Raw genomic sequence first — 14130 nt, forward strand, 5'->3', positions numbered from 1 at the left:
CGATAAGTTAACTTATGCGGTAATGGTGCTAACTAAAACGTCCGAACATTAGATTAAATTTATAACTGCATCCGCTATTCCTTGTTTTGCTTTTATCGTCCAATACCCCAAGCCAATTGCAGATAGAAATGGCCCAGTCTATCCTTCGGAACATTCGAAACTGCAGCATTCACTACTTTCCATTCATTCTGTGCAATAGACGATTTATAACCTATTCTACATTCCGGGCGAAAGCTAGTGCGTTCGGAATTGGATGTTTTCAACGTAATACTTAAATCGACAATAGCAGCATCATGCTCCATTTTAGTTTGATTGGACTGCGTGGTCAAAAAGTCTCCAAATTCTCCATTCAGATTTTTCTTTTGAACCGTAAAAGTAGTAGACTGTGTACCGACTCCCAGCTGCGGACTAAAGATCAATCTGCCTGTACGTATCGCATTGGTAGATACATAAACCGTAAAATCTCCTGTGTTCATCGTATTGTCGTTTTTACTGCTTGTCGACAAGCTAAAATTCACGCCAATAAGGGTTTGTTTCATCCTGTATGCAAGTCCAGCTCCAGCATTCCAGCCAAACCCAGGTACCTTTCCGGAATCATAATCTTTCAAAATCCTATTCAAATTGCTTGCATTGTTAAATTGAACACCGGCAAAATAGATCGTCTCAAATGGCAGATGTTTAGTCTGACTGGTTTTTTGTTGCGCAAATAACTGAGCTGCAAAAACAAATAAAAGGGCACTAAAAAAATACTTCATAAAATTCACATTTTGGTTTATTTCAATTAAACTAATTAAGGTAAGGCCTACACCTTTTAATTATGACAACTAAATCAATAAATTCATTACATGGAAAAAAATATTTACAAAAAAGCCCCTCCAAAAAATATTCTGAAGGGGCCATTAAATAAACATATGAAACTTTCTCCCTGATTCCGTAGGGAGAAAATTGCTTTTAACTTTGTGGAACTAACTTGATCGTACCCGCATCGTTGGTAAAATACCCTTTGGTATACGCTCCTGTTGGTTCTACATACTTCAATTCTCTAAACTTCACTCCATTTACTTCATATTCTGTGTAAAATTCGAGTCCAGTAGGCGTATAACGATAAGCATATGGTTTAGTATTACCTGCAATCAATAATGCTCGTTTCGTTGCTGCGGTTGAAAATGTTGCTGCGAAGGATTCTGTCCCAACTTCAAATTTGTAATTTGAAAATGCATGGAATTTTGTAAGCGCAGCGCGGTAGGTCGCTATAATTGTAGAAGCCTCTGAAGATTTAATCGGGACCATCACAACCTTATTGTACGACTTTCTACCTTCCATAACAATGGAATCAGCTGATGCTTTTGTTACCAAGAAATCATTTTCGCCTTTCATTCCCTCATTAACGGAACCTATTTGTGCAGTTAGGAAACCAGGTAATTGATAAGCACTTGTTTTATTGAAATACCCTGGCAATGCAAAATAATGAAAAAGGCGATTATAGGTGTCAAATGTCAAAATAGGTCCTGCACCCGGTACGATTGTGTATGTACTTGTCTGTGCTGCCAGAGTCGTCATATCGCCTTCTACAGTAACATCAACTCCGTTTGTAAATTTTGCAAATAATGTATAACCACCAAACTCTAATGCGCTACTTGGATAGTATTTTATTATCCAACCATCTTTATTAGACTGCAATGTTGAATATACATTGGACACACTTGCATTCAACCGATCAGTCGGGCTCTCATCAAAAATCCGATCCATTTTCTTTTCACAACTTACGCTCAAAGATAAAATGGCTATTGCGAGTATAAATAGTTTTATTTTCATTTTTCTTAATTTAAAGTTGTTTGATCAAACGTACTGAGTCGAGGATAACGGGCAATAATATTAGCACGTAAAATGTCCATATCGATTCCCCATTCGGACTTCATATAGCTTTTTACAATAGCCAATTTTGATAGTATCAATGCCCTTCCCGCTGCTGTCGAATTTTCTACATTCAACATGGCATCAAAATCAGCTTGACTTCGCGTAACATAGAACGAATACAGTTCAGCAAAATCTTCAGTATCGGCCTTAGAAGCATATGGCGATATGAAGCCGGCTGCTATAGCGGTCCCAATTCCAACTGGGGTGTTTGGATACTTGGTATTCCATTCATCTTCAATATAGTTGCTACCCGAAATTTCTCTAAAATTGCTCGGATAGGGTTTATTTTGATTTAAGATATGCTGAAATTCATGGTGTACCGTCTTGAAGAATCCGTTGGTCAAGAATTGAGGATTTTTACCATTAGCTTCATTGAGCTCCAGTAAATTGTATAAAGAAACTTTTGTACCAGATTCAGCTGTACCAAGAATAATAACACCATTTGTCTGTACTGGTACAGAACCTGTGTAAGTAATGATCTTTGGAAAATTATTTCTTAAAAACTGTGTACTTCCAGTTACTTCACTATACGGATCCATCACCAAAAACAACATCAGTTTCGACAAACGAATCGAAGCGTCATATGGAGCTGGCACCAATCGATAGGTCATATTGGATTCCTTATCAACATATTTATAAAGTATTTCTACGTTATATGGCTTTGTATAGTTGTTGTACAAATAGTTATCTAATGCATTTTTGGGGATTTCTGAATCCACAAAAACACTTTTAGAATCAAGTTTATCCTCCTTATTACAGGCAGAGAACATCACTCCACAGGACACTAATATTGATATTAATAGATTGTTGTTTTTCATATTATCTAGGATTAGGGGTTAAGCCTGCATTAATAACATCTTGCGGCAACTGGATCGCACGTCTTTTATCACGCTTGGTAAGTGTATTATCTGTAACAGTATATGTCAAATTACCACCATACACTGCTGGTGCCTCCCTTCTCGTAATTTCTATTCCATAGCGCTTAACATCAAACCATCGCATACCGGTTTGCAAAAATTTCAGTCGTTTTAAAGACAATACGGCGTGAAGCATATTCTCTTGGGTACCAGACTCAATTGAAAACTCTGGATTCAGCTTTTTCTTTGGTGTAGGTGCTGTTGGTGTAAAATATTCAAATGAATTTGCCCATGTATTAATAGAAGCTTCACTAACTGTAGCAGGAACATTAATTGTATTATTGTCAATGTGGATCTGCATATCGGAAAGAGCTGCGCTATAATTTTTTAAATGAATATTTGCTTCTGCCCGATTAAGCAGAGCCTCCTCCGATACAATTGGCGCAAATACACCTTTTGTGTACCCTATACCCGCAACCTGATCGGTGTATTCAAACATGCGCGCTACATGTGGAAAAATAACCTTATTTGTTGTAGTACTTGAGTAAATTGTTGCCTTAATTCTGTAATCTGTACTCACCTTGGCCTGTCCAAAAGGTTGTTTGGCAAAGATGGTTTCTGTCGTTGCAATACTACCTCCGTGAGCAAGCCTATTATTTGTTGAGTAATTACCAAACGTCTGCCCCATAGAAGATGATGCGGTGGAAATCAGAAAATTTGCTTTTACAGAACTTGCATTGTACTCACGCGTAAAGTTTGCATAAGTAGCCGAGAAAGGTGCAATAGTCTTATAATCTCTCAACGTTATACTCGGATTTTCACCTAGGGCTAATGTAGCATACTCGACTACCTTCGACCAATCTTCCATAAACAATGCAACGCGTGATGCAAAGGTATAGGCTGCTGCACGATTAAAATGGTATTTCGCAACACTTGAATTCGCATAAGAAGCATCATTTATTAATGGTAATCCCTCTTCAACATCTTTCTTAATATAATCGTAAACCTCAGCAACAGTATTGCGCTCATACTTGGGATTTAGGGTGGTCTCTCCCTTTGTCATGTAGGTTATACCAAGGTCAGTTGTGCCATGTGTTTTTGAATAATTCTGCGCAAAAACATTGACGAGTATCCAATGATTATAGGCGCGGGCCAACAATGCCTCTCCTTTTTGAGCACTGAGGTTTGTAGGATTTCCTTGCTCTTCGATTGCTTGTAACGCCGCATTGGCGCTGGCTATTGCACTATAGCATGCTCCCCAAATACGTTCAATACCATCGTTATTCGTCTCCGATATATCTTGCCATTTGTAGATTTCTTCTATAAATCTTGGATAGTTTAAATATACCGGACCTACATCATCTACATTGTCTGAAGACAATTCTGTAACCACAACATAAGCGCTGCTAGGATATGCCCCAACTAGCATTTTACCTATTTTGTCGGTAGTATTCAACTCGGCCCTGTTGTCTGGCAATTCATCAAGATACTTTTTACAAGACGATAAGCCCATTGCCGATAAGCCGGCCAAAATCAATATGTATGATAGTCTATTTTTCATATGCTAAAATCCCATTTTTAAGGTTAATGTATATTGCTTTGCAATTGGTAGAGCTACACCTCCTGAATTAACAAATTCTGGATCTTGCCCATTTAGACGCTTATCTGCATAGATCAACCATGGATTTACCATATTGAAACGTACACCTAGATTAGACATCTTTAAGGACTTAACAACACTCTTCGGCAATTCATACGCTAATGAGATATCTTTCAAGCGAATAAAATCACCTTTTGCAACAGTTTCCGTAGAATAGTTGTAGGCATTGTATGCATACCTATACTGACTATTGTTCCGAATAAAACGGGAATCCAAAATGACAGGTATATTTGTGAATGCTTCTTCACCTGGAACTGTCCAGGCATCTGCGAACTCTTTCGGCATGGCATCTAAATCTGTATAGCCTGTTGTGTAAGCAGGATCTAATCGTACCACATTTCCAAAAGAATAGGTAATGAATACATTGAGTTTAAAATTCTTATAAGAAAATATGTTTCCAAAGCTTCCCATATCTGTTGGCTCAGTAGGACCTTCATATTTCAAGAAAGCTATATTATTTCGCTCCTGAAAATAAACACCAGTAGTTGTCTGCGTACCATCTATATAATTATAAAGTGGCAATCCATTTTCAATAATACGGTTGAACGGAATAGAGAACAAGGGGCGCACAGGATAACCTTCTACACCGTAGCCGCCTGCCGCAATTAGATCAGAAATTCTACTGTTGTTTTCCAAGGCAGTAATTTTATTCTTCGCTTTTGAATAGATAAAATTAGATACCCAAGAGAAATTCTCTTTTTTCAGGATCGTTGCAGATAAACTAAGCTCTATACCATGCGATTCCATATCCGCAACGTTACCGTACTTCGAGATTTCTCCTCCTAGCCCCTGTGTATTGACAATACCTATAAGATCGTAGTTATTACGTTTATAATAATCGACATCTAATGCAATACGGTTTCGGAACAAACCGATTGAGGTACCAATATTCAGTTCGTGTTTTTTCTCATAGGTCAGCTCAGAGTTTTCCAGATCCGAAATAGAAAGACCGGTTTCTTTATCAGCTGTACTTGGTCTCCATGGATTATAACTTTGAATGATAATCTTCGAATTGGTTACAAAGTCGGGACCTCTATCAGCAGTCAAACTATAAGAACCCTTAAAACTCAGGTTTGAAAAAGGTGTCTCCAATTTCTTGAAGAAATCCTCTTCCATTACATTCCACATTCCTGAAACGTTCCATGTCGGCATCCAACGTGCAGAGGTTGTACGTCCTAAACGATTTGTACCTTCATAACGGAATGTTCCATTGATCGTATACCTATTATCAAATGTATAGTTTGCGGTACCATAAAAAGCAACTTGTCTATTGCGCGCAGGAGCAACATCACCGTTTTTTTTGCGATCTATAGAATAGTAATCAGCATTTTCCTCTTGATTTTTTTTAAATAAGGTGTAATCAATATATGGGATCTCTCCTAGATCGTATTGTAAGCCCCAGCCTCTAAACCAATTTTGATTACGATTCACGGAATTGGATTCGGCTCCAGTAAATACATATAATTTATGGATGTCATTGAATGTCTTATCAAAAGCTGCGGTAAAACGTAAATCTCGCGTAAACATCTTGTTGTCGGTACGATTGTATATACCACCAGCAGGTAAGACAGAAACAGGAACAGCATAAGGATCACTCGGATCAGTATATAAGAAAGGATTCGCGTCACGGATAAATGTTGTCGGCATCCAACGGTAGGCTAGTGCCTGATTCGACTGATCTTTGATATAATGCTGTTGCGAAGTTTGCTGATAGCGTGTAGCAGCTAATACACCCAATTCAAGGGCTTTAATAGGCTTCCACTTTAGTTCACCCTGGAATTTTATATCAGCAGCATTGATATCCATGTAATTGTTATCCAACTCATGCAGGATATTAAAAGGAGCATAATTCCGGGTATAGAACTCGTTAGGATCGAGTGTTCTGGAATTTCTTAACGCATATGTATATGGATTGATATCAAAGTCTCGCTTAATTTCCATGGAGACTCGATCCACAGATGAACCTATTGTACCTGGAGCTCTTTGATCCCTATAGGAACCATTTGTTCTTAGATCTAATTTTAGATTATCAAACAAATTGTAGGACGCGTTAAACATACCGGTGTAACGCTTCACATCAGATTTACGCGTCCACCCGTTATCAAAAACTCCACTGATGGATGTATAATACTGTGCTCGGTCTGTACCTGAAGAAAGACTGACCGAATGATTTTGCATAATCGTTCGGCTGAACAATTGTTTGAACCAGTCTGTATTACGGTATTCAGCTTGCCTTAAATAAGCATTTCTTGCCTCCTGTGTATTTTCTAATTGTCCCGCTTTGATCAACTGATACATTTTTCCGTAAACTCCCGATTCGGACCTATTAGCAACATCAGCCATTGTTAGCCACCCTCTTTGTTCAAGAGTTTGATAAAACGCCATCTGCTCTTGGGAGTTCATGATATTAAAATTATTATAAGAAGGGATAGCTCTGGAAGTAAACTCTCCTACATAGCTTGCAGAATTTCTACCTGCAGTTCCTTTTTTAGTTGTAATAACTATAACACCCCCCATCGCCCGAGCTCCATATATTGAAGTCGCAGAACCATCTTTTAGCACGGTAAACGACTCGATGTCATTCGCATTTAATCCAGCTACGGCAGAACTGATTAGCGTCAATGCATCCCCTGAAGAAAGATCATCTGAAGAAACATTTGCCACATCCTCTATAATAATACCGTCCACTACCCAAAGTGGTTTTGAACTACCATAAATTGATGTTGCTCCACGAACTCTAATTTTCGGTGCGGATCCAAATGTTCCAGTTGTATTTTGAACCGATACACCGGCTACACGTCCTTCCAAAGCTCTAGAAGGATCAGGAAGCCCTCCCAATTCTATATCTTTCATATCGACTTTAGCGGTAGCTCCGGTAAATGTTCTCTTGTCAATTTTAGCTCCAAGACCTGTCACAACAACTTCGTCAATTTGATTTTGGTTAGAATCCAATACGATAGTGATTGTACTTCTATTGTTGACAGCAACCTCAGTGTTGTTAAATCCAACATATCGCACAACCAATACCGCATTTCCCCCAGCATTTATCTTAAAATGTCCATTTGCATCAGTTTGAGTAGAAATAGAGGTTCCTTTGACCGTGATTGTAGCACCAGCCAACGGATTTCCATCAGCATTTTTAACCGTTCCGCTGATCGACTGTTGGATACTCTCGAAAACCACTTCGCTCTTTACATTGCTATTGACAGAAATTGTATTTGCAATAATCTTATACTCAATATTTTTATCGCTTAGAATCGAGTTTAATGCTTCTTCTACTGAAGCATTTTTCAGATTGATTGTAACGCGAGATTTAGCGTTTAAGTTTTCGCTATAGAGAACACGCAAGTTGGATTGTTTAGAAATCGCAGAAAGCGCTTCCTCAATCCGTGCATTCCTCATTTTCAAGGTAACTTTTTGGGCTGTTCCTTTAGCATGAACACCGGTTACAAATGCGAATAAAAGGCATGTACTAATTTTCATAATACGTAAGGGTTTGCAAAACCTATGATCTTGGGGTAACAAGGACCAGGCTTTGCTAAATGGTAAGTTATTCATACATTTACATTTTGTGGTTAATTAGGTAATTAATAGTTCACTTTTAAGTTATGAGCCCTTTGATCACATTTCTGAACAGGGATGCGCCAACATTCCTGTTCTCTTTTTTTGGGGCACTTTAATGATTGGATAGTAATATTATATCATAAGCCTTGCTGAATTAGTTTTATATTTTAAAATAAGTTAGCTTTTGTTCTCAATGATCAATTCCTTACCGTGAACTTCAAATCGAAGGTCACTGACATACGATAACATCTCCAACACTTGAGAAAGTTTTACATCGCGCTGTATACTACCGCTATATTCTTTGCTGAGTTGTACATTGCCTCTAAATTTTACCTCTAAATCGTACCATCGGGACAATTGATGGGCAATATTTACAATCGTTTCCTTTTTAAAGTAAAATTCATTGTTATGCCAAGCCAAATCTTGCTGAATATCAGCATTCCCCTTTATCATATTAGTTTTCGAAAGGGAAGCAAATTCACCTGGATTCAGTTCTAATTTATTTTCCTTTTGTCGCACCTCTACTTTGCCTTCGACTAGCGTTGCTCGGATGTCATCGTGGTAGGCGAATACATTGAAATGCGTGCCCAAAACCTTGATTTCTCCAGCTTTTGAATCAACGTAAAAAGGCTTTTTAGCGTCATGCGCCACTTCAAAATAGGCCTCCCCCTCTAAACTCACCCTTCTTTCATCTGCTGAAAATTGCGCCGGAAAATTTAATTTCGACTGTGCGTTAACCCAGACTTTGGTACCATCGCTCAAAGTGATTTTATAATAACTTGCACGTGGCACTATGAGCGAATTCAAACGAGATACTTGCTGGTTTTTATCGTTTTTAACGATTAATTCCGCACCATTCCCAACAAATGTCTTGTTTGTATTGTAGGTTTTGGGCGTCTTGTTATTAAGCACAACTTTTTCACCATTGGACAACTGTAAAATAGCCCCACTCTGTGCGGGTTCGACATCCTGCTCCAAATTCAAAGTTAGATTATGTACAGCATCTTCATCTGTCTTCAAATAACTGCTCTGCCATAGATAGAAAAAAGTGGCCAATAGAAGTAACGATGCCGCAATGCCGATAAACCACTTATAATTAGATTTATTATTCTTGTTGTTAAGCTTTTCCCAAGCTCTATTTGCATCCAATTGCTTGACAATAGCTAAATCTTGTTCAATATTCTTTGCTTTTCGAAATGATTCTAGAAGCCGTCTGTTTTGGTCACTAGCTTGTAGCCACTCATCAAATTGTTTTTGTTCTATTTCGGTCAATTGACCAAATAAAAATTTTTGAAGCAGCTGGGAGATATGCCCTGAGTTTTCTTCCATATTGTACAGTAAAGAAACTTAAGGCTAGCAAAGGGGTGACAAGAATTTAAATATTTTTTAACAAAAATATAATAAGGGGTAAAAACTCAGGATTTAGCCGTTTTAACAACATTTTCATACCGCGTTGTTTTTGGGTTTTTACGGTATTGATGCTAATTTTCAATTCCCGGGTTATTTCAAGATTAGACAAGCCATCTAAATAGCCAAGGCGAAAGACTTGTTGACAAGAGGTTGGCATCTGTTCGATAATTCTGTAAATTTCCTGGATAGCCTCGCTATGAATCATGTTCAATTCAAGGGCTATATTATCCTCTTCTGTAAAACCGACAACATTCCAATATCTTTGTTGTACTTTTTCGTGGCGAATATGATTGTAACAGGCGAAACGAACCGAACTATACAAGTAATTTTTAACAGCAATCTCATTGTCACTGACCTGCTCAGTATTTTTAAAATAAGCGACAAATGAGTCTTGAACCAGGTCTTCAGCCACAGCTAAATCACCAACAATTTTCCAAGCAAAGTGGCACAATCCGTTATAGTGTGTTTTAAATAATACTTCTTCCTTCTGCATCGTTAAGATTCCGTGACTACAAATTGTACTTCGTAGCGGATATTTTAGGACATGTATGTGCACTTACATGTAAGTGCTTAATAATTGTTTGGTAAAAGTGCTAAATATTTTTTACTATTCACACAAAAAAGTTACCAAGCAGAATTTCATACTCTCTTTTTTCCTTATGAACTTAGAAAATCGGCAATGAAAAATAAAAGATAATTGCTTAAAAGGAAGTAAAAACAAAGAATAACACACAAAATGAGTTTGTTCCCAAAAAGCCAATTTGTATTGTAACAAGAATTGTACTGTTATCCTTTTCAGCTTATATTCCTAAGGACAATTTACTATACAGAACGCTCTATTTATGGCGATTATCGACTATATCACAGGATCTCCAATTAGCAGGAAGCCAGAGTCGTTTAGCACAAGTAACTTTAGGATCTACCAACAGATTTGGTTCGATATAAGTGACTCAAAACGGTAAACTATTTACCTACTATGACATCGATATTCGGTGCAATCTGTTTTAATTTATCAATAAATTCGGTAGGATTTTCTGGATCGACGAATATATCGTCGATCTTATTATAGTGCAGTACCATTCCTTTTCTATAAGGCCTTAAAATTGTAAGTCTCATCGTACCAAACCAGTCTACCTTATCAGTTTCTAATTTACGTATAGAAGTAATATCTACAGACTTTGTACCCGAGACTGTCTTAATAAAAAGCTTATCGCCCTCAATCCAATACCTTTTATAAAAGAATGTAAAATACCAAGTTATCGCGAATACGCCAAATAACAATAGTGTGCCTAGATACAGTCCTTTTTCAAGACCTCCATAAGATAGCATCACGATAAATATAATCATCGCAGCTCCCCAGATATAACTACCGAAGTTTATCTGTGTTTTAAAGACTTCTCTCATAACTAATGATTTTTAATAGGTCTATTATTTTAATTATTATTGGCCAAATTCTGTCTCACGTTAAATGGAAACAAGTTATATATTTCACGATACCGTTCGACATCTTCTTTATTGTTTAACTGAATTTGATAAATACGATGAATGACCTCATTGTCAATATTCTCTTTCATAAAATCGATTTCTTCAGTTAACAGTTCGTTCTTCACATCAACCAACCAGTCTTTTGATAAGAGCTTTTGTATTCGACCTTCTTCTTGCAAGAATCTATGATCACTATAACGTACTGCTACTTGCTGAAGACTATCTTTTTGATGTCTGTTTTTATCCTTATAACGATCCACTAATGTTAAGTATTCAATATATAACTTGTTGTTTTTTCCACCTGATACAACCGCCATTTTAATAGATTCGCTTCCATTTTTAGCCAACAGTAGTTTTTCTAACTCCGCTTGTTTACCAGGACTTTCAAGCAAGAACTTATATTTTACGGACTCATTGGGATCGAGCCAAAATGTAGTTGAAATATAATACTTTGGTGTACCAAGTTCAGGCTGACGGGCAAATCGCTCAATCTCCTGCGGCTTCACCACATTCCGCTCCCACGAAAAAACTAATTGATAAATCCCCTTTGGAAACGATTTACTAGTTAAAACAAAATCTTCTTGATCTAATGTATCAGACATCATCTTTTCACCTGTCTCGAAACTATATAAATCGATATAGAAGGGAGCTGATACGGGAAGCTTTCCTATAATTTCAGTCTTTATCACATGAGTATGCCTATGACAAGCACAAAAAATAAGAACTAAAAAAAAGATAAGTAGGTTAAGAATTTTTATCATAATCTTGCTCACTTGACTTAGCCATATTATCTAGGATTTTCCAAACTGCTTATAGATCTCACCATTTTTTATTTCAACAATAAAATGATTCTTCTCATACAAACTTTGATGCTCTGCTGGTAATCTATATAAGCCATCTGGTACATATTGGGTAAAGCTACTATTGGAGTACAGTTTATTGTTAAAACCATTAAAATATATGCTAGTACTAGGCATAGGCTCTATTCGCGGATCTTGATAAATCTTTTCCCAAGTTGGTGCATATAAAGCGAAGCTAGAATTATAATTTATCTGTACAGTTTTTGGAACCTCAGGAAGAATATTTTCTTGGTTCGGCCCGCCAGTGTTACCTATATATATCCAACCAATATTTTGAACAACAGGATAAACAATGGTTTCATTTGAATTACCAGCAAAATATTGATTATAGATCTGTTCATTAATGTCTCTTGTTCCTACCAAGGTCTGTATCGCTGCTAAAAGATAAAATCCACTCCAAGGATCATAATGTGGTAAAGGATTAATATAGACATTCTCATAGCCATCATTTACGACCTGCTTAGAAAACAACAAAGTTCTTTCATTGATATCACTTACAATCAGGTTCTGAGCTATGAGAGATTTGTACGAAGAAATCAAACATTTCATTGTCGTCAAATTGGAAGAACCGATATAATGCGAAGGATTATCTAAATAAGTATAAATTACATCAGGAGTATAATCTATATTCACGTCGATTGGCTTGGGAGTCCATGGCTGAGGTCCAACAGGTGTATTCGGTGATGTTGAAGCTGAGCATGCCAAACCTGATTGAATCAGCTGCGACATTTTCGTTGCAAAGTCGTAATTTGACACGTCATGTGTACCAGCATATCTCATATATCGCATCGTAGAATCATTGTATTTTTCTGCACAAGAATTAAATTCTGTAGCTGAAACAACTACCTTCTCAATAAACTCGTTGTCTTTACTAGCAGCAAATTTTTGCGACCTATTTGGGTCTAATGAATTTTTACCACATCCCCCAATAAACAGTAATCCAAGAATTAAAATACTTTTATAAAATTCTTTCATAGCAACATCATTATAAATAGAAATATCAGTATCGACCCGACCTCCGCCCGATCGATACTGAAATAAAACATTAATTATTTTGACCTGTAAAATAAAAATCAGGATGCTCAACGCTCTTAAATTGAGACATGACTTCTCCGGTTTCGGAATTCACAAAGTACCCCAGTTCAAACGTGTCAACATTAATCCGCTCCTGCAGTAAATAGCGAACATCGTTGTAAAGTGCTCCATCATTTCCCGTAGGTGTCCCACTTAATGTAAATTTAAATTTACCATTTTCAACTGTATAGGTATAGTTATAGGTTAGGTTGAATGTCTTCGAACCTTCGTATGTCGTATTAAACACAATAGACATCCTTTTATTAACCGATTGGAACTTAAAATCTATAGTCCTTAAAATAAAGAAATTAACCCCGTCGAATGCCCATCTATTAATTCCTGCTTTTGCTTGCGCTTTACGTGTTGCAAAATTTGTACTCCAGCCATTATACGTCGTCACATCCGGAATTGTAATCACAGAGAAACTTGCCCCTAATGCTGTAAGATATGGAACCACAGAAGAAGAATTAATTTTCAACGGATATTCCTTACCATCTTTGTCAAGACCAACAAGAGAGTTCTCATCCTTCCATATGAAACGCTGTAGTTGAACATTATTTATCAGCACGCCGCCAACGATTTCAATGCCGTCAATTGTATTACAGAATTCAACAAAAGAAGAAGAAAAGCTTCCATCAGAATTGGCTGTAATAATAGACATTCTTTTGGTTCGAAAACCAAATGCCAATTCTGCTTCCACATTGCCCACAACAATGGAGGTCAAGGGGTTTTTCTTAAAAAATGCTTTGTTTTTATTAATTACATCAAGATAGCCCTTCGAAGTATATTTTTTTGCTTCATCTTCTTTTGCTTTAACCAGAATAAGCGGTTTAATAAACTTCCGTCCCTGAAAGAACAAGGTATCGCCATGAGTCTTCACGTAATCGTATTCATTGTCACTACCATGTCCCTTCCCAGCTGTTCCACCAAAAACACTAGGATCTGGATCTTGCAACATAGTAATATAGTTATACGTGTCAAAAGAAAGCGTAGCATACATTATCTGACGTATGCGATAGGTGGACTCTTTTATTACGGAAGACGTAGTCTCGTTCAAATCCGCAACCATCTTTAATCGATCATTTTCACCAAACTGCATATAGAAGCCATATCCCCCTTTGGATATCTCCGTGGTTGTATAAGCTTTCCATCCATATGGTGCATCTACCAATGTCTTTTTAACATACAATAATGTATCGGAAATCCTATCATCGGGATTACCGAATATGGGATCCATTTCTTTTGGTTTGCTACAACTGAAAGCCAATAGGACCAAAAACATTAAATAAAATATCTTTTTCAT

General features: G+C 37.1%; 11 protein-coding genes. All 11 read right to left on the reverse strand.

The window, feature by feature from the left end; all coding sequences use genetic code 11:
• Positions 1-92: 92 nt before the first annotated feature.
• The 11 genes from ACHWSC_RS07245 to ACHWSC_RS07295 all read right to left on the reverse strand — a co-directional run bounded on the left by ACHWSC_RS07245 (position 93) and on the right by ACHWSC_RS07295 (position 14130).
• Positions 93-755 (reverse strand): hypothetical protein, encoded by a 663-nt coding sequence (locus tag ACHWSC_RS07245; protein WP_394676319.1) that lies wholly within the window; start codon positions 753-755, stop codon positions 93-95.
• Between the two features lie 196 nt (positions 756-951).
• Complete coding sequence (locus tag ACHWSC_RS07250; protein ID WP_394676320.1) at positions 952-1815, reverse strand: DUF4302 domain-containing protein; 864 nt, start codon at positions 1813-1815, stop codon at positions 952-954.
• Between the two features lie 5 nt (positions 1816-1820).
• Positions 1821-2735, reverse strand: coding sequence for a putative zinc-binding metallopeptidase (locus ACHWSC_RS07255; RefSeq protein WP_227550153.1), 915 nt, complete (start codon positions 2733-2735; stop codon positions 1821-1823).
• A gap of 1 nt (position 2736) precedes the next feature.
• Positions 2737-4335: a RagB/SusD family nutrient uptake outer membrane protein gene (locus tag ACHWSC_RS07260; RefSeq protein WP_394676321.1), complete on the reverse strand. Its 1599-nt coding sequence runs from the start codon at positions 4333-4335 to the stop codon at positions 2737-2739.
• A 3-nt stretch (positions 4336-4338) separates the two neighbouring features.
• Positions 4339-7917 (reverse strand): SusC/RagA family TonB-linked outer membrane protein, encoded by a 3579-nt coding sequence (locus ACHWSC_RS07265; protein WP_394676322.1) that lies wholly within the window; start codon positions 7915-7917, stop codon positions 4339-4341.
• 258 nt (positions 7918-8175) lie between these two features.
• On the reverse strand, positions 8176-9327 hold the full coding sequence (locus tag ACHWSC_RS07270; protein WP_394676323.1) for a FecR family protein: 1152 nt from the start codon (positions 9325-9327) through the stop codon (positions 8176-8178).
• A gap of 46 nt (positions 9328-9373) precedes the next feature.
• Positions 9374-9901, reverse strand: a complete 528-nt coding sequence (locus ACHWSC_RS07275) for an RNA polymerase sigma factor (RefSeq protein WP_394676324.1) — start codon at positions 9899-9901, stop codon at positions 9374-9376.
• A gap of 470 nt (positions 9902-10371) precedes the next feature.
• On the reverse strand, positions 10372-10812 hold the full coding sequence (locus ACHWSC_RS07280; RefSeq protein ID WP_394676325.1) for a PH domain-containing protein: 441 nt from the start codon (positions 10810-10812) through the stop codon (positions 10372-10374).
• Between the two features lie 29 nt (positions 10813-10841).
• Entirely contained in the window at positions 10842-11582 is a 741-nt protein-coding gene (locus ACHWSC_RS07285; RefSeq protein ID WP_394676326.1) for a hypothetical protein, read from the reverse strand.
• Positions 11583-11684: 102 nt separating this feature from the next.
• Positions 11685-12728 (reverse strand): hypothetical protein, encoded by a 1044-nt coding sequence (locus ACHWSC_RS07290; protein WP_394676327.1) that lies wholly within the window; start codon positions 12726-12728, stop codon positions 11685-11687.
• Between the two features lie 70 nt (positions 12729-12798).
• Complete coding sequence (locus ACHWSC_RS07295; protein ID WP_394676328.1) at positions 12799-14130, reverse strand: DUF4302 domain-containing protein; 1332 nt, start codon at positions 14128-14130, stop codon at positions 12799-12801.

Source organism: uncultured Sphingobacterium sp., from assembly GCF_964277905.1.
GTDB classification, from domain to species: Bacteria; Bacteroidota; Bacteroidia; order Sphingobacteriales; family Sphingobacteriaceae; genus Sphingobacterium; species Sphingobacterium siyangense.

Bases quoted from the DNA above. Each gene is read 5' to 3' on its own strand.
- ACHWSC_RS07255 (WP_227550153.1), bottom strand. From the start codon at position 2,735: ATGAAAAACAACAATCTATTAATATCAATATTAGTGTCCTGTGGAGTG.
- ACHWSC_RS07290 (WP_394676327.1), bottom strand. From the start codon at position 12,728: ATGAAAGAATTTTATAAAAGTATTTTAATTCTTGGATTACTGTTTATT.
- ACHWSC_RS07280 (WP_394676325.1), bottom strand. From the start codon at position 10,812: ATGAGAGAAGTCTTTAAAACACAGATAAACTTCGGTAGTTATATCTGG.
- ACHWSC_RS07250 (WP_394676320.1), bottom strand. From the start codon at position 1,815: ATGAAAATAAAACTATTTATACTCGCAATAGCCATTTTATCTTTGAGC.
- ACHWSC_RS07245 (WP_394676319.1), bottom strand. From the start codon at position 755: ATGAAGTATTTTTTTAGTGCCCTTTTATTTGTTTTTGCAGCTCAGTTA.
- ACHWSC_RS07260 (WP_394676321.1), bottom strand. From the start codon at position 4,335: ATGAAAAATAGACTATCATACATATTGATTTTGGCCGGCTTATCGGCA.
- ACHWSC_RS07295 (WP_394676328.1), bottom strand. From the start codon at position 14,130: ATGAAAAAGATATTTTATTTAATGTTTTTGGTCCTATTGGCTTTCAGT.
- ACHWSC_RS07275 (WP_394676324.1), bottom strand. From the start codon at position 9,901: ATGCAGAAGGAAGAAGTATTATTTAAAACACACTATAACGGATTGTGC.
- ACHWSC_RS07265 (WP_394676322.1), bottom strand. From the start codon at position 7,917: ATGAAAATTAGTACATGCCTTTTATTCGCATTTGTAACCGGTGTTCAT.
- ACHWSC_RS07270 (WP_394676323.1), bottom strand. From the start codon at position 9,327: ATGGAAGAAAACTCAGGGCATATCTCCCAGCTGCTTCAAAAATTTTTA.